This is a genomic window from Akkermansiaceae bacterium, assembly GCA_017798145.1.
In the GTDB taxonomy this organism is placed as follows: Bacteria; Verrucomicrobiota; Verrucomicrobiia; order Verrucomicrobiales; family Akkermansiaceae; genus Luteolibacter.
On sequence record CP059069.1, the window covers coordinates 3,849,810 to 3,873,002 of the forward strand.

The 23,193-nt window shown below is 61.0% G+C and carries 16 protein-coding genes; 9 read left to right on the top strand and 7 right to left on the bottom strand.

What is annotated here, in order from left to right; all coding sequences use genetic code 11:
- Positions 1 to 10: 10 nt before the first annotated feature.
- Positions 11 to 1,096 carry a calcium/sodium antiporter gene (locus HZ994_16545; protein QTN33852.1) on the bottom strand — a complete coding sequence of 362 codons (1,086 nt, stop codon included), beginning with the start codon at positions 1,094 to 1,096 and terminating at the stop codon, positions 11 to 13.
- A 53-nt stretch (positions 1,097 to 1,149) separates the two neighbouring features.
- On the bottom strand, positions 1,150 to 2,229 hold the full coding sequence (locus HZ994_16550) for a calcium/sodium antiporter (GenBank protein QTN33853.1): 1,080 nt from the start codon (positions 2,227 to 2,229) through the stop codon (positions 1,150 to 1,152).
- Positions 2,230 to 2,384: 155 nt separating this feature from the next.
- Here HZ994_16550 and HZ994_16555 point away from each other — a divergent pair, with 155 nt between their 5' ends.
- The 4 genes from HZ994_16555 to HZ994_16570 all read left to right on the top strand — a co-directional run bounded on the left by HZ994_16555 (position 2,385) and on the right by HZ994_16570 (position 6,511).
- A complete protein-coding gene (locus HZ994_16555; protein QTN33854.1) occupies positions 2,385 to 3,098 on the top strand; it encodes a hypothetical protein in 714 nt (237 codons plus the stop codon).
- Positions 3,099 to 3,155: 57 nt separating this feature from the next.
- Entirely contained in the window at positions 3,156 to 5,348 is a 2,193-nt protein-coding gene (gene recQ / locus HZ994_16560) for a DNA helicase RecQ (protein QTN33855.1), read from the top strand.
- A gap of 366 nt (positions 5,349 to 5,714) precedes the next feature.
- Positions 5,715 to 6,188 (top strand): tryptophan-rich sensory protein, encoded by a 474-nt coding sequence (locus tag HZ994_16565; GenBank protein ID QTN33856.1) that lies wholly within the window; start codon positions 5,715 to 5,717, stop codon positions 6,186 to 6,188.
- 74 nt (positions 6,189 to 6,262) lie between these two features.
- Positions 6,263 to 6,511, top strand: coding sequence for a hypothetical protein (locus tag HZ994_16570; protein ID QTN33857.1), 249 nt, complete (start codon positions 6,263 to 6,265; stop codon positions 6,509 to 6,511).
- An 80-nt stretch (positions 6,512 to 6,591) separates the two neighbouring features.
- Here the strand turns inward: HZ994_16570 and HZ994_16575 are convergent, their stop codons facing one another.
- Genes HZ994_16575 through HZ994_16585 form a run of 3 tightly spaced genes read right to left on the bottom strand, consistent with a single transcriptional unit; the run spans position 6,592 to position 11,635 of the window.
- Complete coding sequence (locus HZ994_16575; protein QTN33858.1) at positions 6,592 to 7,833, bottom strand: 1-acyl-sn-glycerol-3-phosphate acyltransferase; 1,242 nt, start codon at positions 7,831 to 7,833, stop codon at positions 6,592 to 6,594.
- 17 nt (positions 7,834 to 7,850) lie between these two features.
- Complete coding sequence (locus HZ994_16580) at positions 7,851 to 10,700, bottom strand: hypothetical protein (GenBank protein QTN33859.1); 2,850 nt, start codon at positions 10,698 to 10,700, stop codon at positions 7,851 to 7,853.
- A 50-nt stretch (positions 10,701 to 10,750) separates the two neighbouring features.
- The gene (locus tag HZ994_16585) at positions 10,751 to 11,635 is read right to left on the bottom strand and encodes a hypothetical protein (protein QTN33860.1); all 885 of its coding nucleotides are present in this window, start codon (positions 11,633 to 11,635) and stop codon (positions 10,751 to 10,753) included.
- 186 nt (positions 11,636 to 11,821) lie between these two features.
- Here HZ994_16585 and HZ994_16590 point away from each other — a divergent pair, with 186 nt between their 5' ends.
- From HZ994_16590 to HZ994_16600, 3 genes are all read left to right on the top strand, one after another.
- Positions 11,822 to 12,640 (top strand): PEP-CTERM sorting domain-containing protein, encoded by an 819-nt coding sequence (locus HZ994_16590; protein QTN33861.1) that lies wholly within the window; start codon positions 11,822 to 11,824, stop codon positions 12,638 to 12,640.
- A 523-nt stretch (positions 12,641 to 13,163) separates the two neighbouring features.
- Entirely contained in the window at positions 13,164 to 13,922 is a 759-nt protein-coding gene (locus HZ994_16595) for a PEP-CTERM sorting domain-containing protein (protein QTN33862.1), read from the top strand.
- A 292-nt stretch (positions 13,923 to 14,214) separates the two neighbouring features.
- Entirely contained in the window at positions 14,215 to 15,300 is a 1,086-nt protein-coding gene (locus tag HZ994_16600) for an alpha/beta hydrolase (GenBank protein ID QTN33863.1), read from the top strand.
- Between the two features lie 522 nt (positions 15,301 to 15,822).
- Here HZ994_16600 and HZ994_16605 read toward each other — a convergent pair.
- Complete coding sequence (locus HZ994_16605; protein ID QTN33864.1) at positions 15,823 to 18,423, bottom strand: autotransporter-associated beta strand repeat-containing protein; 2,601 nt, start codon at positions 18,421 to 18,423, stop codon at positions 15,823 to 15,825.
- A 346-nt stretch (positions 18,424 to 18,769) separates the two neighbouring features.
- Between HZ994_16605 and HZ994_16610 the strand changes: the two genes are divergently transcribed.
- Complete coding sequence (locus HZ994_16610) at positions 18,770 to 20,137, top strand: hypothetical protein (protein QTN33865.1); 1,368 nt, start codon at positions 18,770 to 18,772, stop codon at positions 20,135 to 20,137.
- On the top strand, positions 20,137 to 20,817 hold the full coding sequence (locus HZ994_16615; protein QTN33866.1) for a response regulator transcription factor: 681 nt from the start codon (positions 20,137 to 20,139) through the stop codon (positions 20,815 to 20,817). The genes HZ994_16610 and HZ994_16615 overlap by 1 nt, the downstream gene beginning before the upstream one ends.
- Before the next feature lie 135 nt (positions 20,818 to 20,952).
- Here HZ994_16615 and HZ994_16620 read toward each other — a convergent pair whose 3' ends face one another.
- On the bottom strand, positions 20,953 to 23,100 hold the full coding sequence (locus HZ994_16620; protein ID QTN34429.1) for a copper-translocating P-type ATPase: 2,148 nt from the start codon (positions 23,098 to 23,100) through the stop codon (positions 20,953 to 20,955).
- Positions 23,101 to 23,193: the final 93 nt, after the last annotated feature.

A 23,193-nucleotide genomic window follows, 5' to 3' on the forward strand; every position in this document is an offset into this window, starting at 1 on the left:
GGGGAAATGTCTAGGCGGGGTTTTTCGGCTGTCCGATGGCACGGATCAGCATCACCACGAGAGCCAATCCCGTTGCGGGAGCCACGAAAACAAGCATGGCGTGCCTGAATCCCGGGAAGGCCGGATGGCCGGTCGCCCCAAGGATCAGGTAGGCGAGGTACGCCCCATAAAATGCCAGGAAGAAAAACCCGCTCATCCTGCCGATCCGGTAGCCATGGAAAAACACCGGCAGCGCTGCAAGCGCGATCGCGATCATGAAGAGCATGTCGAACTCGATCGCCTGCCTAGCCACGGCAATCCCGGCCGGAGCCACGATCGAGGAAATGCCAAGCACCGTGACGATATTGAAGATATTGCTGCCCACCACGTTGCCAACCGCAATGTCCCGCTCGCCTTTCAGCGCGGCCACCACCGATGTCGCCACCTCCGGCAAAGATGTCCCCACGGAAATGATTGTCAGCCCGATGATCAGCTCGGAGACGCCGAAATGCCTGGCGATGAACACGGCACCGAAAACCAGCCTGTCCGATCCCAAGACCAACCCGGCAATCCCGAGCACCACCAGGGCGGTGTTTTTCGCCCACGCCGGGTCCTCCCCCTTTTTCCCATACTCCTCCTCATACTCGCTGAGCACACCGGCATCCTTTTCTTTCCGTGACTGGCGCAGCAGGAAGCCCACATAGGCCAACGCCATCGCGAAGAGGATGAACCCGTCGATCCGCGAGATCGTCCCGTCGAAGCTCAGCCCGAAGAGCAGCAGCGACAGGAAAATCATCACAGGCACATCAAAGCGGATCAGCTGCGCGTGAACCACCAGCGGGATGATGAGCGCGGAGATGCCAAGGATGACAAGGATGTTGAAGATATTGCTGCCCACCACGTTTCCCACCGCCAGATCCGCCTGCCCCCTGAAGGCGGACATCACGGAGACCGCCAGCTCCGGCGCGCTCGTCCCGAAGGCCACCACCGTCAGCCCCACGACCAGCGGTGAGATCCCCAGCGCGGAGGCGATGTTGGCCGCGCCTTTCACCAGCCAGTCGGCAGCGAAGACAAGGAGCACCAGCCCGACGATGAGGTATGTTATGGCAAGTATCATGCGGCGGGATACTTGGCGGGCAGGGGCAAACCCGCAAGCCCCAACCTCAGCCACTAGGCGAGGTTTTTCCGATTGCGGATGGCGCTGACAAGAAGCCCGCCAAGCAGCAATCCCGTCGCCGGAGCCACATAGAGCAGCATCACATGGCGGTAGCCGCCAAAGGCCGCATGCCCCTGGGCTCCGAGGATCAGGTAAACGATGTAGGCCACGTAGAAAGCGAGGAACAAAAACCCGCTCATCCGCCCGATCTTGTAGCCGTGGAAAAACACCGGAAGCGCCGCCACCGCGATGGCGATCATGAACAGGATATCGAAATTCAGGGCCGCTTCCGCCACCCTCAGCGGGGTGATGATCGAGGAGATCCCGAGCACCGTCAGGATGTTGAAAATGTTGCTGCCGACGACATTGCCCACCGCGATGTCCCTCTCACCCTTCAAGGCCGCCACCACCGAGGTAGCAACCTCCGGCAGCGAGGTGCCTGCGGAAATGATCGTCAGCCCGATGATCAGCTCGGACACCCCGAAATGTTTCGCGATGAAAACCGCCCCGTACACCAGCCGGTCGGAACCCAGCACCAACCCGGCCACGCCCCCGATCACAAACGCCAGGTTCTTGATCCATTTCGGACCGGCCGCTGGCTTGCCGTATTCCTGCTCGTACTCGGAGAGCACCCCCGCGTCCTTTTCCTTCTTGGAGAGGCGGAGGAGGAAAACGACATAGGCCACAAGTAGCGCAAACAGCACGAGGCCATCCACGCGGGAGATCAGGCCGTCCATCGAGAGCAGGTAAAGCAGCACCGAGACGGCGATCATCACCGGGACATCGAAGCGCACCAGCTGCGCATGCACCACCAGCGGGATGATCAGCGCCGAAATCCCCAGGATGAAAAGAACATTGAAAATGTTGCTGCCGACCACATTGCCCACCGCGATGTCATCCTGCCCGTTGAACGCCGCCATCACCGAGACCGCCAGCTCCGGTGCGCTTGTCCCGAAGGCCACCACGGTCAAGCCCACCACCAGCGGCGAAATCCCCACCGCAGCCGCTAGATTGGAAGCGCCTTTCACCAGGAAGTCGGCGGAATAAACAAGGAGAACAAGACCGACGACAAGGAACGCGATGGCAGCAAGCATGCGCGCGGAGTGATAGCGGAATACCGCGTGCACGCAAGCGGAACCGCTTGGTCGAACCACAAAAACCGCCGCGAATTTGAACGGGTGACATATGTGGCCGGGCAAGGTATCTCAAATGCATGACAAGAAGGCAGGCGCTTATCCCAACGGGTCTCTTGATCCTGGGAATCGTCGCATCCATCGGTCTGAAATCCGATCGTTTTTTTGCATCCTCCGAAAATGGCGACGTATCCGGACAGGCAGAATCCAATCCCCTCCTGCAGGAAAACGATCCCCGTCTGCCACCCCCCACCAAACGCGAACGAAACGGCGGAGCCGATGCACAGGCTCTCCGTGAATTGGAAATCGAGTTCGACCGCATCCTCCCCGCCCAATACCCGGAGCAGCCCAGCTCCCTTAGCGATGCCATACTGCAACCCGGCGAAGCACTTGTCCTCGGCGGTTTCAGGAGAACCGATGGCAACTACGGATTCACCATACTGCAAGTTGAAGCCCTCAAAGCGGACGGCACCCCTTTCATACCCGGCGAAACGGACGCTGCCCCGTTGCAATATCGGGTCATTTCGAAAGCACTGGCCATGAGTCAGGAAGCATCCTCGGAGGCAGGACTCGGTGCTCTCATTTCACCGGCGAAGACAAGAATCCAAAAGAACCTGAGTTTCCCTTCTGCCGAGGTAACGCAGATACTCGGAGGAAACACGGCTGGCGCAGCCACAATGCCGACTGTCGTTGCAAGGGCGGGTTCCAGCGCGTCCATAAATATCGGAACAGAAAAACAAGGCTACGTGATCTCTGTGATGATCACCCCTGATGAGGGAAGCGATTCGGTTCGCCTGAGGACGAGGGTGGAAAATCCCGATGGTCAATAACTGTTCATTGAAACACTTTTCTCTTGCCTGCCGGAGAAGTTTTCCTACCCTGCGGAAATGCATGACCCTCTTGCCGCCCTCCTAAAACAATTCTTCGGCTACGACTCCTTTCGCCCGCTCCAGCAGGAAATCATTGCCGCCACCATGGCCGGAAAGGACGTCGTCGCCATCCTCCCCACCGGTGCCGGGAAATCCCTCACCTTCCAGCTCCTCGCCCTTGCGGAAGACGGAGTCACCCTCGTCATCTCCCCTCTCATCGCCCTGATGAAGGACCAGGTCGATTCCCTCACTGCCTCCGGCATCCCCGCCACGTTCCTCAACTCCTCCCTCGACCCCGCCGAAGCCCGCGACCGCTCCGAATCCCTCTCACGCGGCGATTACAAGCTCCTCTACGCCGCCCCCGAACGCGTCATGACCCCAGGCTTCATCGCCGATCTGAAACGCTGGAACATCAGACGCATCGCCGTCGATGAAGCCCACTGCATCTCCGAGTGGGGCCATGACTTCCGCCCGGAATACCGCCAGCTCGCCCAACTCCGCAAACACCTTCCCGGCATCCCTTTCCTGGCCCTAACAGCCACCGCCACCCCAAAAGTCCGCCAGGACATCGCCCGCCAGCTCCAGATGGAGTCTCCGGAAAATTTCCTCGCGTCCTTCAACCGCCCCAACCTCTCTTATTCGATCATCCCGAAATCCAAGCCCGCCCGCCAGGTCTTCGAGTTCGTCCACAGCCGCCGCGAGGAATCCGGCATCATCTACCTCCAGTCCCGCAAATCCACCGAGGCCATGGCCGCCACACTCAAGGCCGAGGGCATCCCCGCCATCGCCTACCATGCCGGGCTCGACCCCGCCACCCGCGCGAAAAACCAAGAAGCCTTCATCCGCGACGAAGCCCGCATCGTCTGCGCAACCGTCGCCTTCGGCATGGGCATCAACAAACCCGACGTCCGGTACGTCATCCACGCAGACCTCCCGAAAAACATCGAGGGCTACTACCAGGAAACCGGCCGCGCAGGCCGTGACGGCCTCCCCTCCGCGTGCCTGCTGCTCTACTCCCGCGGCGACCTCATGAAAAACCTCCGCTTCCTCGAAAACGCCACCGACCCGGAAGCCGCGAAAATCGCCGAGATCCAGATGCGCCAGATGGCCGATTTCGCCGAAACCTCCACCTGCCGCCGCACAGCCCTCCTGAAATACTTCGGCGAAACATGGCCGGATGAAAACTGCGGCGGCTGCGATGCCTGCCTCAATCCCCCCGAGCAATACGACGCCACCCGAAACGTCCAAAAGCTCCTCTCCTGCATCATCCGGGCCAAACAGGCCGCCGGTTTCTCCACCGGAGCCAACCACATCGCCCAAGTCCTTGCCGGAGCCAACACCGCCAAAGTCCGCGAATACGGCCACGACAAGATCACCACCTACGGCATCGGCGCCGACACCCCCCGCGAGGAATGGGCCGCCCTCGCCCGCCAACTGGTCTCCCTCGGCCTCATCGACGCCTCCCCGGACAACTTCCATACGCTCAACGTCTCCCCCAAAGGCTCCGAACTCCTCAGATCCCGCGAAACCATCCTCCTCTCCCGCATCCCGTTTTCCGAAACCACAGGGGACTCCGCGAAACTCTCCCGCACCGGAAACATCCCCTGCGACGAAGCCCTCTTCCAATCCCTCCGCACCCTGCGGAAAACCATCGCTGACGCGAGATCCGTCCCGCCCTACGTCATTTTCGGAGACACCCCCCTCCGCCACATGGCTCGTCGCTACCCGCAGACCAAGGCGGATTTCCTCAATATCCCCGGCGTTGGCACCCAGAAACTCGAAGACTACGGCCAAGCCTTCATGCAGGAAATCAGATCCCACCTCAGCTCCAACGAAAGGCAAACCTTCGAACCGCTCTCCACCCCGCCGACGCCGAAAATGAGAAGCGGGGACGGCCTCAGCGTCACCCAGCTCGAAACCCTGAACCAATACAGGTCCGGCAAGTCCATCTGCCAAATCGCGAAGACCCGCGACATGGTCACCAGCACCATCGCCGGCCACCTCGCCGCCGCCATCGCCAACGGGAAAATCACCCCCGATCCCCGCGATTTTTACTCCCAAGCCGATGAAAAACGCATCGATGCCGCCCTCGCCGCCACAGAGGACGGCCTTTCCAAGCTCGGCGCCATCCACAACACCCTCAACGGCGAGATCCCCTATGAAACCCTGAAACTATACGCCGCCTTCAAATCCATGGAGACCCCCGCATAGCTGCGGCATCACGCCGCAGGCCTTCATCGCCCCGTCCCGGGGTGAATGAATGCTAGGGATTTCACTTTTGTGGTTTTGGCCTTTCAGAGAGCCGGAGGCGGGGAAATGGGATGTGATGCGCGGAACTAGCCTGATCCGCCGCCGTGTCCAAGGAAGCCAGCACCAACCCCATCGCGTCCATGAGCTGCGGTGCGGCATCCCGTTGAACCCGCCCACCCACAGTGCGCAAGGGCACGTATTCCCTATGTTGTGGATCAACCGCAGCTCCGGGCCCTTCGGATCCGGCACGGGCGTCGAAAGGGAAAGGCAAAGCTCCCCGGCAAGCGGACTTGCCCGCCCGCCCTGCCCGGGCCATGTTGTGGAGACATGGGAAACAATCTCTCGAAAGGGAAACAGGCGCTCGCGCTCGCGGGCTTCGTCATCGTCACGTTCATCGCCCCGCTCGCCGCCGTGTGGGCTCCGCCCGGGGCCTGGCATGCGGCCTTGGCCAAGCCGGACTGGAATCCGCCTGGATGGATCTTCGGTCCGGTGTGGACCGCGCTCTACCTGCTGATGGCCGTCGCGGCGTGGCTCGTCTGGCGGCGCGAAGGCTGGCGGCTGGCGCTTTCCCTCTATGCCGTGCAGCTCGCCCTCAACGCCGCTTGGTCTCCCGTCTTCTTCGGGGCGAAGGAGATCGGCTGGGCTCTTGCGGTCATCCTGCTGCTCTGGTGCGCCGTCCTCGCGACCGCCCTCGCCTTCGCGCGCGTGAACCGCGCGTCCGCATGGATGTTCGCCCCGTATCTCGCATGGGTGTCCTTCGCCGCTTTCCTGAACTTCACACTCTGGCGGATGAACGGTTGAAAAGCCTCCGGCACCCGCCCGAGTCGCTCCATCCCGTTGTCCGTCACCTTGGACCTGAACACCTTGTATTTCCCGTGGCGCTTGATCTCCGCCGCAGGCAATCTCTGACCCGGGTGCGCAGGATCCGCCTCCTCGCCGCGGAAGTGGATGAACTTCCCGCCCTCCGCGAAGACATCGCATCTCACGAATTCCCGCTCGCCGCGCTTTTCTTCGCAGTGTGTGACCGTGGTGTATTCCTTCTTCCGGGAGCAAGCGAGGGCGAGAAACGTGAATGGCGCCAGCAAGGCGAGGCGCATCGTTTTCATCGGTTTGTTGCCAAGTAATTTCAGTGATCCGCAGGGCGGAAGGAAAAATCAACCGCCCGCCAGAGGCTTTGGATTGCTGCCCGTCCTCATCGAGATCATCACCCCTCCACGAGCCTCCCGCCCGGCGCGTCGTTGGAAGCGTTCAGCGCATCGATCCCCGCCTGCACGCGGCGCTCCATTTCCTTGGTGAGCGCGGCGATGGCATCGCGCGATTTCGCGCCGAGCTGCTCGCGGACATCCATGGGCGCGCCGATCATTGCCATCGCCCGGCGGGGGCCGGTGCGCGGCATGGTGCGGGAGTGGAAATCCTCGGCGATGCGCTCCACGGTCTCGGCGTAGCGGTCGATGGTGGGGTGTTCCGTCAGGTAAGGGGTGAGGTAGCCGTGGATGCGGAGGGCGAGTATCGCGCGATCGGCGAGGCCGGCGATCTCGGGATGCGGTTGCGCGGCGGGATCGGAGCGGAGCTGGTGGATTTTAGCGCGGGCCTTGGCGATGCGGGCAGTGAGCGGCGCGCCCTCCACCACGGCGATCCCCAAGCCGTTCTCTGTCTCCGCGACGAGGTTGGCGGCGAAGTTTTCCAGCAGGTCATAGAGCGACGGGTCATCTGCGGGTAGTTTTCCGTGGAGACCGTGTTTCTTCAGATAGCCGCCGAGTATGTGCCGCCCGAGACCCAGCACCGCGCCCAGCGGATCCGAAGTGGAGCCGGACGGAAAGCGGTGGCCGCTCTCCGCGCCGAGGCGGAGCATGCGTTCGGTGATCGCTTCGCGCGGCTTGGTGAGGTGGGTGAACTTGAGGCTTAGCGGGACGATTTTCACCGCCGATTCGGTGGCCGCCTGAGCCTTGAGCGCGATGAACGCCGCTCCGTCGAGGAAAGGCGTGAGGCGGTCGTTGGTCAGATACACGTTGCCCTCCGGGAAAATGTTCAGAGCCCGCTCCCCGTCGGTGAGCACCTTGATCGCGGCGGCCATCGCCTTGCGGTCGGCGCCTTCGCGGTCGATGGAGAAGTTCCCCATCTTCTGCATGCTCCATGCGCAGAATTTGTTCCGGAGGAATACGTCATAGGCCGCCATGAAACAGGAATCCACACCGAGCCGCCGGTGGACTTCGGTGAGCACCTGCGGATCGCTGTGGCTGGGGTGGTTGATCACGAACAGCAGCCGGTCGCCGTTCCTCCTCGATTCCTCCAACTCATCCATCTCACCCGAGACGGAGATCTCGCGGATCCGGTGGTTCGCACCGGGTAGGATCAGCCCCCGGTTCAGCCGCCTTCCAAGCCAGATTAGTGGAGCGGATGGCTTCGCCTCGAAGAAGCGGTAGGGGGCATCCGAGAACTCAAGCATACACGAAGGTCACTGCCTCACTGGCTGGCTACGCCGCGCCAGAACATCTTCGGTGCGTCGCTCTGCGAGGGCATCAGGTAGTACGATTTGATCACAAAATCGCCGTCGTCGGCAGGCGTTCCGTATTCGTTCGCGGTCGCGGAACCGTCGAAGGCGGGGAGGTTCACAGTGGCCGAGATGCCGACGGTGTAGCCCTGCGTGTTTTTCGGCACCCGCATGCTGAGGAGTTGGTATTTTTTCACGGGATCAAGACCCGCACCCGGCGCAAGGAGGTTGATCGACGCCCCGTCCGCAACCGGCGTTGTGGGGAAAACCCGGCCCGGTGCGGGACTGGAGCCGAGAAGCGGGTTTCCGCCGTAAAGGAACTCGATCAGGTTCGGCAGGCCATCGCCATCCGCATCATCGTTCGGGCCATCCTTGCCCACGGGAAAGGAAAAGCCCGAAGCCCAGGATGCGAAAGGGTCGGAAGTGGCTGCGGTGGCGAAAACACGGATGAAGTTTTTCCCGATCACATCGCCTATGGTTGCGCTGTCCTGGAAGGCTCCGGAGGTGGCGTTGTTGGATCCGTTGGCCATGTATATGTAGCCGCGTGGATCATAGGCGATCCCGCCCGAACCTGCGGTACTGAAGCCGGTGGCGCAGTAGAAGGAGCTGTCAAAGACTCCGGTGGCGCTGATCCGCATATATCCGGCGCAAGAATTGGAGCCGTATGAAGAGAAATTCCCACCCAACACGATCTTTCCATCCGCCTGCTCGGTGCATGCCGTGAACGTGCTGCTGAGCGTCAGTCCGGCGGTGTTGAAGGTGCTGTCGAACGAGCCGTCGGCATTGAAGAGCTTGAACCGGCGGGCACCGCTGGTGCCCAGGGTGACGAGCAGTTTGCCCGATTTGAGCACAGCGGCCGAAGAGACAAAGTCCGACGAAGGGCCGGGGGCGTAATTGGTGAATCCGGCAACCTGCATGCCTGCGGAATCGACCTTCCTCAAAACGGCATTGGCCAGCACCCAGACGGCTCCATCCGATGAAACGTAGGGGGTCGCGGAGACCCCCAACCCGATGAGCGCGGCCAGGTTCGTGTTGAAGGTGGAGTTGAGATTTCCGTTGTAATCGACAAGCACAAGCCTCGGCACGGTGACCTGCGTTCCTCCCGCAGGCCCCATGGTGCTGAAATCCCCTGAAACCAGATACCCATGCCCCGGTAGCTCGGTCACCCCCCTGAGTGTGGCGTTCGTGGAGAGGAGAGGAAATGAGTTGTCATCGGGAAATCCGGCACTGCCAAGGAGGCGCCGCACCCGCCAAGTGGAGGCGTTCGTCCCGCCCACGAGAACGATGCGGCCTGAAGAATCGACAACTCCGCCTGTGAATGAGTTTGCAAGGTTCCGTATGTCGACCCTGCCGCCATCAGGGCCGAGCTTGTAAACGCCTCCGAAGTAGGGCACAACGAGGCTGCCATCGCTTTGCAGGAATGGGATGCCGCTTTCACCGCCGCCCATGTTCGTGCGGTCGAATGTGGGATCATAGCGACCCTCGACCTTATCGACCACCGTGCCGCGCGCGGGATTACTGGTCACGGAATTGCCGCCAGCCGTGACAACGCAGGTGTAGTTGCCTGTGGCGGAAGCTTGGGCGTTGGGGATGGAAAGCGTGTCCGTAATCTGCCCGGGGACATCGATGTTGTCCTTTTTCCACTGATAGCTGAGCGTTCCCGGGCCGCCCGCATAGACCTTCATCGTCAGCGTGCCGCCGGTGATTTTCTTGTCGATCTTGGGATGGACCGCGATCTTGAGCGTGGGGGTGAGGGTGACGGTGTTGAGGTCGAGGCGGTAGAGCTTGTTGTCGCCGGAGATCGTGAAGAGGTAGTTGCCGTGCCTACAAAGCCGGGCGGGCTGGGTGCCGATCCCATTGGGGATGCCGGTCGCTGGTATATCGTCCCATGTGGCTCCGCCGTTGAGGGAGAACGCGACGGTGGGGATCCGCGTGATGGTGAATGTGGGACTGATAAGCAGATACACTCCGCCCGAAAACATGGTGGTCGCGTCCGAGCAGGTTTCCGTGAGGAGTTTCACCCCACCGGCGGTGTCCACCTGGTTGAGGTTCCAGGTCAGGCCGAAATCTTGGGAGAAATAGATACCTGTCGTGAGGGTGGTGCTACCCGAACCGATCACGCAGACATTGTCGCCGATCGCGGCCAGTGAGCCAATGGAAGGCAAGGGCACCCCGTTGTTGCTCCATGTGATGCCCCCATCGGTGGAGGTGAAGGCACCCATGCCGTTGCCTGCGATGGCGGCGATCACCTTGCCGTTGCGGGCGACGATGGAGGCGCAACTGGTGCCGGGAAGATTCCCATTTGCGGCGGCCCAGGTGCTGCCGCCATCGGTGGACTTGAAAATGCCGCCGAGACGCCCGGCCGCCCAGTGGGTGTTGGTGGAGCTGTCATAGGCGACTGCATCAATGACCGGCGGCGGCGATGCCCCGGCGAAGGACGGCGTCCACGCCGCAGGCGCGATGGTGCGGTAGAGCGGCAAGACACCCTCGGTGAGTGCGCCGCTGCCGGGCTCGACACCCGCCCAAAGCGTATTACCGATCGCATCAATGCTGCGGGAGCCATACTGTGAGAGATTGTAGGAGACACCAGTTACGGTATGGAATGCGCTCCAGGTGTTGCCATTGTCGGTGGAGCGCAGCACGCCATTGGGAGAGGCGAGGATATAGAGCGCAGTGCCGTCCGAAGCGATTGATTGCCCGCTTCCCACCTTGGGCGCGACCGGCAGGTTTGCGGTAATCTCCGTCCATGTCTGGGCGGTGCCGGTGGACATGAGTCCACTTGCGACAATCACGGATAGAACGAGCGAGGCGTATGTTCTCATGGCAAGGGCTCTTTGTCTGTCGTGGCTTTTGCCAGAACCTCTGGTTTTCATCAAGCGGGAAAGCCGTGCCAGCCGGAAACTTGCTTTTGCAGTAACCCCTTTCCGGGATCACTCCCGTCTTTCCCGATCCCGGAATGCACCTGCGCGAAGCTCATGTATCCTGCAATGCCTGAGGCTGAAGGGCGGGGCCTGGTAGCACCGAAACTGAGGGAAGGGATGGGGGCTCCTTGGACTGCGGCAGCCTGCTGCCGCTTTCCGTTAGGCAGCCATGCTGCCAACGGGACAAACTCGGGAGATATCAAGCCCCGCCGTGCGAAAGCAGCCCGCTGCAAGCCGCGCTGCCCGGATTGTGATGTGGCTCTCAAGGAGGTTCGCAAAGGCAGCATTGCGGTCTTCGATCTGCCCATCGCCGACAAGACCTCCGTGTGGGTGACGCTGCCCGCTGTCCGGAGTGCCGCAGGCTGAGCACTCCCGGGCCGCCCGAAGTCCATCCCACGCGCAACGCCATCTGGCGGCTGATGCGCGCGGTGGCCACCTGGGCATCGGTCTGCCCTGCCACCGATGTTCAAGATCAGCGAGGCCATCCTCCTCGACCTCATCACGGAACAGCGCGAAGCCTTAGCCTCGATGACCTCCTCGGAAAGCAGCACCCCGCCCCGCTTCACCGCACGCATCGCCTCCATCACCTTGTATCTGGCGATCGCACACGCCCACTTCGGGAAACTCGTCCCGGGCTCGAACGCCCCGGCCTTGCGGGTGATCGTCAGGAACGTCTCCTGCAGCACATCATCCGCCTGCGTCCGGTCCGCCAGAAGGCTCCGGATGAACCCCCGGATCAGATCGCTGTGCTCAATGAACAGCTCCTGAACCAAAGGCACCCCGGCCTCACCCTTCTGTTTGTTCCTGCGGGACTCCATCACCCTTGATGATCTCAAAAGGTCAAAACCTTAGCAAGGCGGAGAAAAAACCGGTGTTTGGGAAAAAATTGGAATTTTCCGCTAAGAATCCGTCACCCGGGGTCACTGTGGGCTAATGGCTCGGTGCAGCAGTCCGTGCCTCCGCGAAGCAACTTAGGAATTCCCAACTTGACACGAATAGATAACCTCACCTCAATCGAAACGATGAAAATTAAAAAAACAGCCACAACTCTCACTGCCGTTCTCGGGCTCGCCCTGTGCACTTCCGCCCATGCGGCCACGCTCTTCGCCGATACCTTTGACCGCGCTAATGGCGATGATCTCAACGCCTCTACCACCGGCAAATCCGGCAGCCTCGGTGCCTTGGACTGGCTTGAAACCAGTGGCCCTACCAGCGGCACCCTTGGTGCTGGAGGTAGCATTGTAAGTAATCAACTCCAACTCGGTGAAGAGGGTGCCGGCGGCGGGTGGGCGTTGGCATATCTGGACCACAACTTTATCGATACCTCGATCACTACCAATCGCAATTTCAGCGTTTCGGTTGATATCGTGAACTCTGACACCGGCGGGGCCACCCGGTATGCAGGTATTGTTGTCGGCGGACCGGCGAGCAGATATTCGGGTTGGTCGAGTAACAACCCCGCTACTGAAAATGTGGATTTCTACATCGGTTACGATGGCTCTGGCACTGAGCAGTTCAGAATCTGGGAGAATGGCGTGCTGACAACCACTACCAACCTCTCATTTGTCGAGCCCGATACACTGCGCGTCGATTTTACAAACGTGACAAACTTCACCCTAGGCACCACGATCAATTATGAGGTTTTCAACAACGGATCTTCCGTTGCAACAGGAGATTTCACCTGGTCTGGCACGAACCAGAATTACCTCGGTCTTTTCACGAACTGGACCGCTGGCGGGGCTGAATTGGATAACTTCTCGGTGACCACCGTTCCTGAGCCGGGCACCACCGCCCTGGTAGGACTCTGCGGACTCGCCCTGATCCTCCGCCGTCGCAAGTAACGCTCCGTAACTCTAACGTTTCCCAATGCCGCTCCGTTCCATATTGGAAGGAGCGGCGTTTTTTTGGGGGACGTGATGCGGGAAACAATTTGAACAGGCGGATCCGGCCCCCTGCTTCCGGAAAACCTTTGCTTGCCGCCTTCCGTGGCAGGCAATGAAAAGATTTTAGCAAAGCGCGCCACGGACAACTAAGGCGGCTAAGCCATCCCTGGCAGCACCCTTCCAACCAAGCCGCCTCGATCCGCCAGCAGGCTGCTCATGAATGCGGATCAGATCGCTGTGCCCAATGAAAGGCCCCTGAAACCAAAGGCACCTCTACCCCTCCCGTCTTTCCCTTTCTGCGAGACTCCGCCGCAGGTGATGATCTAAAAAGGTCAAAACCTCAGCAAGGCGGAGAAAAAACCGCTGCTTGGAAAAAAATTGGAATCTTTCGCTAAGAATCCGTCTCCCGGGGTCATTGTGGGCTGATGGATGACCGCAAAGGTGATCCGTGCCTCCTGAAATTGCCTCCCAAGAAATACACATGAAAACGAAAAAATCATACAGAACTCTTCTCCTCCTGGGCACCGCAGCGGTTTCCATCTTCGGCACCATGCAGGGCTTTTCCGCATCCTACGTATTGGTGTCGGGCGGATCCTTAAGTACAGGTGCTGGCTGGCAGAACACTGCGACCCTTACGACGGGAACAGTTCCAACCAGTGGAGATACTGGCTCAATTGCCGTGGACGGAGTTTTCACCCCAGCTACTTGGAATACCGGTGGCGCTTCTATTATCCAGACTGCCGGAAACATCGTTGGTTCTGGAAATGCCAATTTCAATTTCGTCACTGGAACTTACACCATGAACGGCGGTTCCTTCTCCGCGCGCGGCATCCTTGCCAACAACTCCATCATCAATCTATTCGGCGGAGTTTTCACTATCGGAAATGGCACCTCCGGCAGCGGTTGGGGCGCAGCGAACAATGGAACGCTTAACATTGGCGGAAGCGCGGTCATCAACAACAGCAGATCCACTCTCGCCGGTTACAATTCAACCTCTGGAACGATCAACTTCGCAGCAGACTGGACGGGAAGCTTTCAGAACACGACGGCAAACGCCGCGGCTTGGAAAACAGAACTAACCACAGGCAACTATGAATTGGCTGGCACCCCAATCACCAGCGCCTTGTTTGACGCGAACTTCCAAGTCACCGGAGACACGCTTTCCCTCGTTCCCGAGCCTACGTCCGCAGCCCTGCTCGGCCTTGGTGGATTTGCCTTGATCCTCCGCCGCCGGAAGTGACGATTCACAACTCCAACGTTTCCCAATGCCGCTCCGTTCCCTATTTGGAAGGAGCGGCGTTCTTTGGGGGACGGCATGGAAAAGCGGCACAAGCCACTGCGTGTCCCGTAGTGTGGAAAGGGGGTTGGGTTCCCCAAGGAAAGCCTTTTGGAAGGAATCAGGCCTTGCCTTATGTGTTAGACCATTGATAGAGCCGGTGGCGGGGAAAGGGGGTGCGTCCCGAAGAGGTAAATGGGGGACTCAGAAGGGTACGAATGCGCCATTCATCGCAATCGCCTTCAATGTCGCCGCCATGGGATTCGAGCCAATTTCCCCCTGCCGCAACCTTTCCTTTCTCCCGGTGTTCCATGCTGGGATGAAAAAGGCCTTCCTACCTGTCGTTCTGCTCGCCGGGCTTTGCGTTTCCCTTGGTGCGCAGCAGACTTCGGAAAACAACGCGCGCTTGCAGCAGGCCTTGGTGAAATTCCCCGATGCCGATGCCAACAAGGACGGCGTGCTAACCCTTGAGGAGGCGAAGACGTTCAAGGCGAGGATGGGATCCGGGAAGGAAGCTCCGGGAGCTGAGGAAGGGAAGGCCGACGCAGGCGGCAGGGTTGTCCCCTACAAGACCGTGGGAAAAAAGAAGCTCTCCCTGCACATCTACGAACCCGAGGGGCACAAGTCCTCCGACAAGCTTCCTGCCGTCGTCTTCTTCCACGGCGGCGGCTGGAGGAAAGGGAGTCCCTCCGCGTTCTCGAAGCAGTGCACACACCTCGCGAGGCGCGGCATGGTCGCCATCAGCGTCGAATACCGGCTGACCACGCAGCCCGGCGTGACGATCGAGGACTGCGTGGAGGATGCGAAATCCGCCATGCGCTGGGTGCGCGGCCATGCGGAGGAGCTTGGCATCGATCCTGACCGCATCGCCTCCGGAGGAGGCTCGGCGGGCGGCCACCTCGGCGCCTGCGTGCAGCTCGTGAACACCGTCGATGCGGATACGGACGACAAGTCCGTGAGCGCCAAGCCTGATGCCATGATTCTCTTCAACCCCGCCATGGCGCTTGCCCCGGACCCGCGCATGGAAAAGGACGGCGATGCCTCCAAGGAACGCGGATCCCGGCTTGCGGAAAGCCTCCGGGGTGAGCCGTCCGCGATATCGCCGCTCACCTTCGCGAAGACCAGGCAACCGCCCTGCATCATGTTCTTCGGCACCGCCGATTTCCTGCTCAAGCCTGCCGAATGGTTCCGCGATGATTCCGTCGGGGCGGGGAACAGCTGCAGGATCGTCACCTACAAGGATCAGGGGCACAGCTTCTTCAACCGCGAGCCATACACATCGAAGACCCTTGCGGAGGTGGACAAGTTCCTCACGGATCTCGGCTGGCTGAAGGCGCAGTGAGGAGCAGGCGCGTCCCCGCGCCTTGGGTTCAGGGCGGCGTCTCCGCCGCCTGTGGGGGAACAAGAGGAAGAAACCTATTGGATGACGCAGCCGCGGCGGATTGCGGCGGTGAGTGTGGCGAATTTCTCGCTATGAAGGGCGACGAGCCTTTTGCGAAAGCAGTTCATCGGAAATGCCTTCCTCCGGTTCCGGAGGGAGATCCCCTAGGAGGTGGAGGTGGTCCGACATTACGCAGTAGGAAAGCACCTGGTGCCTCCTGATGTTCTCATGCATCCACATGAATATCCCGCCCGCCGAGACGTTTCTTGCTCATGCCCGCATCTTACGTTGCGGAAAGCCCGTGGTGAGCGGGTTGCCTATCCTTTATCTGGGAATGTGTAGGGCAGGCTCCATTTTCCGGGAACCACTTCCGTGTCACTTTACCAAGAGGCCGGGTGAACTAGTGAAACACCCGGCCTGAGAAGAGAGAACCGCTACGTCATGCGCCCCTTTCTAACGGGACACAAAGCACGTGCGAACCCGTTAGGATCTGCGGCGGCGCAGCAGGAGCAGTGCACCGAGACCGCCGAGGAGGGCGGCGGATGGCTCGGGGATGACTACCGCCATCAGCGCGATGTCATTGCCACCGGTGAAGGAACTCCCGACGGAGTCCGCCACATAGCTGATCTGCCAGTTGAAGCCGCCGTAGGTGCTGGCCACATCCCCTTGCGCCAATCCGGTGTAGGTGCCGGTGATGGCATCCGTGTCGTCGTTGAGCAGGAGGAAGATCAGGTCGTTGGCCGCGTAGGTGCCGCTGAACAGGGTCGCAAGGCTGCCGTTGCTGATGTCCACGGTGCCGGTTACGATGATTTGATCATGCCCGAGGGGGCCGGCAGTAAGTCCGGTGATCTCCGCATTATAGGTACCCGCCTGGGTGTAGTTTCCAGAGTTCAGGATGCCCGGGCTGTTGCCGGGAGCGATGAAGCCGCCGCTCTGGACTGAGAGTGCGCCGACTGTTCCGGAGCCTGCAATCGTTGCGCCGGAGGCCACTGTGGTAACACTGGTGGAGATGTTGCCGTCTACGATCAGGGTGCCTTGAGCGACGTTGGTGTTGCCCGTATAACTGTTGGAGGCGTTGGAAATGGTCCAGGTTCCGGCACCGGTCTTGTTGACCGCCAAGGACACATTGCCGGTGGCGTTGTTCAGGATCGCTCCGCTGACCTCTCCATCCCCGCTTCCCCCAATGGAGAAGCTGCGTATGCTGGCGATCGTATGGGTGATCGTGCCGGACAGCGTGAGCAGCCCGCCGTCGGATACAACGTTCAGGCCGTTCCCGCCGGTGTTGGCGATGGTCAGGTCGCTGGAGATCGTGTTGGTTCCCGATGTGTTCACGATCTGCGCGTTTCCTCCGCCCGCCAATGTAGTGGCCGAGTTGAACCCGCTGAAGGTGTTGCTGATGGTGTTCGTGCCGGTGAGCGCGAGTTCCAGGGTGCCGGTGTTTGTACCGTTCGTCTGGATCGTGACATTGCCCGCTCCGAGGGCGGCGGCATCGGTGATTTTCACGGTTCCGCCGTTGTTGGCGATTGTTGTTCCACCCAGGGTGTGGGCTTGGTTGAGGGTCAGGGTGTTGGCACCGGTCTTCACCAAACTGAGGCCGCCAAAATCAAAGGCCGTCTCGATGACATCGCCATTGGCGGTGTTGATGCCCAAGGTTCCGGAAGTCTTGGTTGCATTGGAGAGCAGGGTGGCCACCTGGGCATCCGACCAACCGGTCGTGGTTCCGTCGCCCGAGGCGATGTTCAGCCTGCCGCCGTTGAAGATCACCTTCCCGGAAGTGGTGTATCCCGGAAGGCTGGCAGCCAGCTCAGGTGCGAGTATGCCGCCGGTGATCGTGGTGCTGCCAGTGTAGGTATGGGCATCGGTAAGGGTGAAGGTGCCAGCACCCGTTTTGACCAACGAGAGATTTCCAACAATCTGGGCTCTTGTAGTGGTCGTCCCAGAGAAGGTTCCACCATAGGTGGAGTTGCCATTGCCGTCCAATGTCAGAACCGCAGCGGTGGCCGAAGTGTTGGTCACCCTCTGGTTGCGCAGGGTAACTGCCGTGTTGTTTGTCAAACCGGCGAGCGTCTGGTCAAATCCGTTCAGGTCATACTGGATCGTCCGACCGGTGCCGCCGCCGTTGCCGCCGTCCAAGGTCAGCACCGTGGTGGACGGCAAGGCGTTGACAACCCCATTTCTGACGAACACTGGGTTGTTGCCCCCGTTTCCAGTCGTGATGAGGGTGTTGCCGGTGTAGTTGCTGGCTGCATTCAGAACGAAGACCGAGGATCTGTTGCTAAAAGAGCCGGTTCCGGTGCTAAATACCAGATTCCCTGTCGTGCCTCCGATGGCACCGTCTAGTGTGAATGTGGTCGTGGTGCTGCCTGCACCGGTTCCAACTGACAAGGTTGTATCCCCAGCCCCGCTCAGGGTGATTGGGGCGGCGATGATGTTGTTGGATCCTGTGGCGCTGCCAGACTGTAGGTTTGTCCCTGCAGCCATCGTGATTCCGATGCTGCCGTTCGTGCCTGGGATCGTTCCCAATGTATTCGTGTTCCCCAAGGTTAGGGTTCCGGCGTTGATGAAGGTCCGGCCGATGTAGGTGTTGACACCGGAAAGGATCAACCTGCCGTCGCCGGCCTTGGTGAGGCTGGTGGCCGCTCCTGTGATCTCGGAAGAAATGGTGTGGGCTTGGGACGCGTTGACCGTGGTGATGGTCGCCGCGGCTTTCATGGTGATGGTGCCGCCGGAGAGCAGCATGTTGCCCGAGAGCGTATTGAAACTGATTGTGCCCGCACTCACGGTGCCAACGGGAACCGTTCCGGCTCCAAGCGACGCAGTGGGGCCGCCGAAGTTGAGGTCGTCGGCAGTTGTCGTGGTGTAGTTCGCCAACCGGGTGGTGTTCCCTGTATTGCTGGCCGTCCAGATGAGATTGGTAGATGTTGCCCAGGTGTCGGTGCCAGTGACGCTTCCGAAGGTGCCACCGCTACTGGGATCCCAATAGCGAACCGCCGCCATTCCCGACGGCGCGGCGAACAGCGCAACGAGCGCGGAGGCGAATGGCAGGGAGAGGCGGGCGGCGGAGAAAATGCGACGAGGTTTCATATCGATGGGTTGTTCCTGGGTATATGGGATATTGGATTGCACTCAAATTCAGGCCAAGAAGGGTCGGATTGTCCAATGCACAAGAGGGTGAATCGGCATCCCCCGTTCGGGTGAGAGACCTGCCGCCCGGCGGGGTTCCGGATAGGCTTGCGCATGGCGGGGAAACGTTGTTCCGTTGCATGATCCAATGAGGGTTCCGAACGGTCATTTTCCCAACAGGGGCCGCAGTGTGGGGATCGCGCAACCCATGATGGTATTCGTCTGCGTTCTGCCGCTGTTCATGTGTTGCGGAGGCATTGCGAGGGCGCAGACGGCGGGCGGGGAAGCGGAGATTCCCCCGCGAGGGATGTCGGCCGAGCGGCTGAAGAAGGACTGGGGGGTCGGCGGCTGGATCTGGGGGCCGCAGACCTATGACAAGCAGACCTGCCGTCTTTGGCGTTCGTTTGAGATCCCGGCCGGGGCGGAGGTGGAGTTCGCGCGGGTGAGGATCTCGGTGGACAATGGCTACCGGCTGATGATCGACGGCCGCGAGGTGGGCACCGGGAGCGACTGGCGCAGCATCACGGAATATGACCTTGGGCATATGCTAAAGGCGGGGAGGCATGTGATTGCGGTGGAGGGTTTCAATGACAACCGGGAGGCGGGGATGCAGTTCGGCCTGAACATCAGGCTGAAGGACGGCCCGGTGATGAATGTTTTTTCCGACGAGAGCTGGCGCATCGTCCCGGCGGGTGAAAGCGGCTGGGAGAGCCAACGCGATGCGCCGCCGCATTGGGGCAGGGCGGTGAAATCCGAATCCCGGCTGGTGCGCGGGCAGGTGTGGGTCGGTCGCATCCCCACGATGCTGGTGAAGGTGGAGGTGCCGCCTCCTGCAAAGATCGGGTTCTGGCAGAGTGGCTGGGTGCAGGCCGTACTCTGGGTGGGCATCGCCTTCGCGGTGCTGTTCTCGCTCCGTTTGATGGCTAGGCTGGCGGTGCAGTCAAAATCCCAGGAGCTGTTGAACCGGGAGCGGGCGAGGATTGCGCGGGACATCCACGATGAACTCGGGGCGAGGCTGACGGAACTGGCGCTGGAGGGCGAGGTGATCCAGACCGAGGTTCCTTCCGGGTCGCCGGTCGCCCACAAGCTGGAGGCGCTGTGCGAAAAGGCGCGGGCGGTTTCCGGCGTGATGGATGAGGTGGTGTGGATGGTGAACTCGAAGCGGGACACGCTGCTCGATTTCTCCACCTATGTCTGCAAGAACACGCAGCGTTTCCTGGCCGCGACCCCGATCCGCTGCCGCCTGGATGTGGATGCGGATCTTCCGCAGATCCCCTTCGAGCTGCCCGTGCGCCGCAGCCTGTTGCTGGCGGTGAGGGAGGCGATCAACAACGCCGCGAAATACTCCGCCGCCACGGAACTTTTCCTGCGCATCCACCGGCGCGGCAATGAATTGGTGGTGACCGTGGAGGACAACGGCGCGGGCTTCGACCCCGCCTTGGCCGATTCCGACCGGAACGGCCTGACCAACCTGAAAACCCGGATGGATGAGATGGGCGGGCGCTGCTTGATCAGCGCAAGCCCCGGCGAGGGATGCCGGGTGGATTTCCATGTGCCCTTGTCAAGGCAGGCAAGGCTGAAGGCGCTTTCCGGGGCGGAAGCAAGGAATCCTCTCGCTACGGAGCAACGTTTGGTTACGTTGCCCATCTCCGATCCCGCGAAAGAGGCAACGTGATGAAAACAAATCCGATGAAAAAACAACCGGTAGCAGCACCATCCATAACGTTCCGTGTTGCCCTGGTGGAGGATCAGCCAGACACACGCGAAAGCTGGAGCCGGCTGATTTCCTCGTTGCCTGACTTCACCTGCGTATCCGCCTGCATCTCGGCGGAGGAGGCGCTGCGAGTCATCCCGGAGGTGAAGCCCGACCTCATCCTGATGGACGTGTTTCTCCCGCGCATGTCGGGCATCGAATGCACCGCCAAGCTCAAGGCGATGAATCCCGACATCCCCATCGTCATGCTAACCGCATCCGATGAGGATGAAATCCTCTTCCTCGCGCTGGAGTCCGGCGCGGACGGCTATCTCCTGAAACGCACCAAGCCCGCGGATCTGCGCGCGGCGATGCTGGATGTCCTCAGCGGCGGCGCGCCGATGAGCAGCGAGATCGCGCGGCACGTCGTGGCCTCGTTCCGCAAGCGCGGCGGCGGTGTGGATCCGTCCGTCTCGCTTTCTTCGCGGGAGGAGGAAACACTCGTGCTGCTTACGAAAGGATACTCGAACAAGGAGATCGCGGATCAGCTAGGGCTCGGGGTGGAGACGGTGAGAAGCCACCTCAAGAGCATCTACACGAAAATGCACGTCCGCTCCCGGGCGGAAGCCGTGGCGCATTACATGTCCAGGCGGCCGGGCTGATCCGGGTTTCAGAAAATCCCGAGTTCGATTTTCTCGGAGTCTGAATGAATGCCAGGAATTTGCTTTTGGGGCTAAGGTCTTTGAGACAGCCGGAGCCGGATCGGAGGCGGGGGAAAGAGGGCTGCCCAAACGATGTCACAGCGGAGTTTTTCTGAGCCTCAGGGCGTTCAATATCACTGAGACGGAGGAAAAGCTCATCGCCGCACCCGCGATCATGGGGCTGAGGAGGATTCCAAGGAATGGATAGAGGGCGCCGGCGGCGATGGGGACGCCGACGGCGTTGTAGACGAAGGCAAAGAAGAGGTTCTGGCGGATGTTGCCCATGACGGCGCGGCTGAGGTGGATGGCTTTGGAGATGGCCATGAGATCGCCTTTCACGAGGGTGATGCCCGCGCTCTCGATGGCGACATCGGTTCCGGTGCCCATGGCGATGCCCACGTCCGCCTCGGCGAGGGCGGGCGCGTCGTTGATGCCATCGCCTGCCATGGCGACGACGGCCCCGCCCTTCCTGAGCTCTTTCACAAGGTCGATCTTGTCCTGAGGGACGACCTCCGCGTAAAACTCATCGATGCCCAACTCGCGGGCGACGGCTTCGGCGGTGAGGCGGTTGTCGCCTGTGCACATGATGACTTTTAGGCCCAGGGCATGGAGGGCGCGGATCGCCTCGGCACTGCTTTCCTTGATCGGATCCGCGATGGCGAGTATGCCTGCGACCTCGCTGCCGAAAGCGACCCAGACGACGGTCTTGGCGTTTCCCTGGAGGGTGGCGGCTTCCTTTTCCAGATCCTCGGGGATGGTGATTCCGATGTCGGAAAGGAAGCTGGATTTCCCGATCCGGACGGTCTGTCCATCGACGGTGCCGGTGACGCCGCCTGCGGTGGTGGATTGGAAATCGGTGACGGGAAGCAAGTCGTGCCCCGCTTCCTTCGCTTCATCGACGATGGCGCGGGCGAGGGGATGCTCGCTGCTGGCCTCGATGGACGCGGCGAGCTGGATGAGTTTTTTCGGATCGGTGCCGGGTGCTGGTTTCGTATCGGTGACGCGGGGCTTCCCGGCGGTGAGGGTGCCGGTCTTGTCGGTGACGAGGTGGGTGACTTTTTCCGTGATCTCGATCGCCCCGGCGTTTTTCACGAGGATCCCCATCTGCGCGGCGCGGCCGACTCCGACCATGATCGACATCGGCGTGGCAAGCCCGAGCGCGCACGGGCAGGCGATGATGAGGACGGAAACCGCGTTGACCAGGGCGAAGGCCATCGCGGGAGCGGGTCCGAAGACCGCCCAGAGGATGAATGTGACGATGGACGAGCCGATGACGATGGGCACGAACCAACCCGCCACTGTATCCGCGAGTTTCTGGATCGGAGCACGGCTGCGCTGCGCCTCGGCGACCATGTGGACGATTTGTGAGAGCAGGGTGTCGCCGCCGACCTTTTCCGCACGCATTACGAAAGTGCCGGTCTGGTTAACGGTCGCGCCGATGACGTCGTCGCCTTCTTTTTTCCCGACCGGCATGGGCTCGCCGGTGATCATGGATTCGTCGATGTTGCTGCCGCCCTCGGTGATGGTGCCATCGATGGGAACCTTTTCGCCGGGGCGGATGCGGAGCAGGTCGCCTTTTTCGATCTCATCGACGGGGACGTCCTCTTCCTTTCCGTCGCGGAGACGGTGGGCGGTCTTCGCGGCCAGACCCATGAGCGCCTCGATGGCTTGGCCGGTGCGGCTGCGTGCCCGCGCCTCTAGCAACTGCCCTAACAGCACCAGCACGGTGATCACCGCCGCAGCCTCGAAATAGAGCCCGACCTCGCCGTGTTCCTTGAACGAGTCGGGAAAAATGCCGGGAGCGAGCACCGCCACGGAGCTGTAGATGAACGCCGCGCCGACTCCGGTGGCGATAAGGGTGAACATGTTGAGGTTCCACGTTTTCACTGAGGTCCATGCCTTGGTGAAAAACATCCCGCCCGCCCAGAAAACCACGGGGATCGTCAGGATGAATTCGATCCATTTCGAAATGCTCTTCGGAACAAGTCCGCTCAAGCCCGGGATCATGTGCCCCATCGCGAGCAGGAAGACCGGCAGGGCGAGGGCGGCGGAGATCCAGAACTTCCGGGTCAGGTCCCGGATCGCGGGATCGTCCTCATCCTCTGCGGAAACGCCTTTCGGCTCCAGCGGCATCCCGCAGATCGGGCAATCGCCGGGATGATCCTGCTCGATCTCCGGGTGCATCGGGCAGGTGTAGATCGTTTTCGTCTCCGGCTTCCACATCGGGTTCCGCTCCAGCGCCATGCCGCATTTCGGGCAGTCGCCCGGCTTGTCCGACTCGGCGCCGGGGCACATGGGGCAGAAGTATTTCGCGTCCTGCGCTGGCTTAGCCTCCTC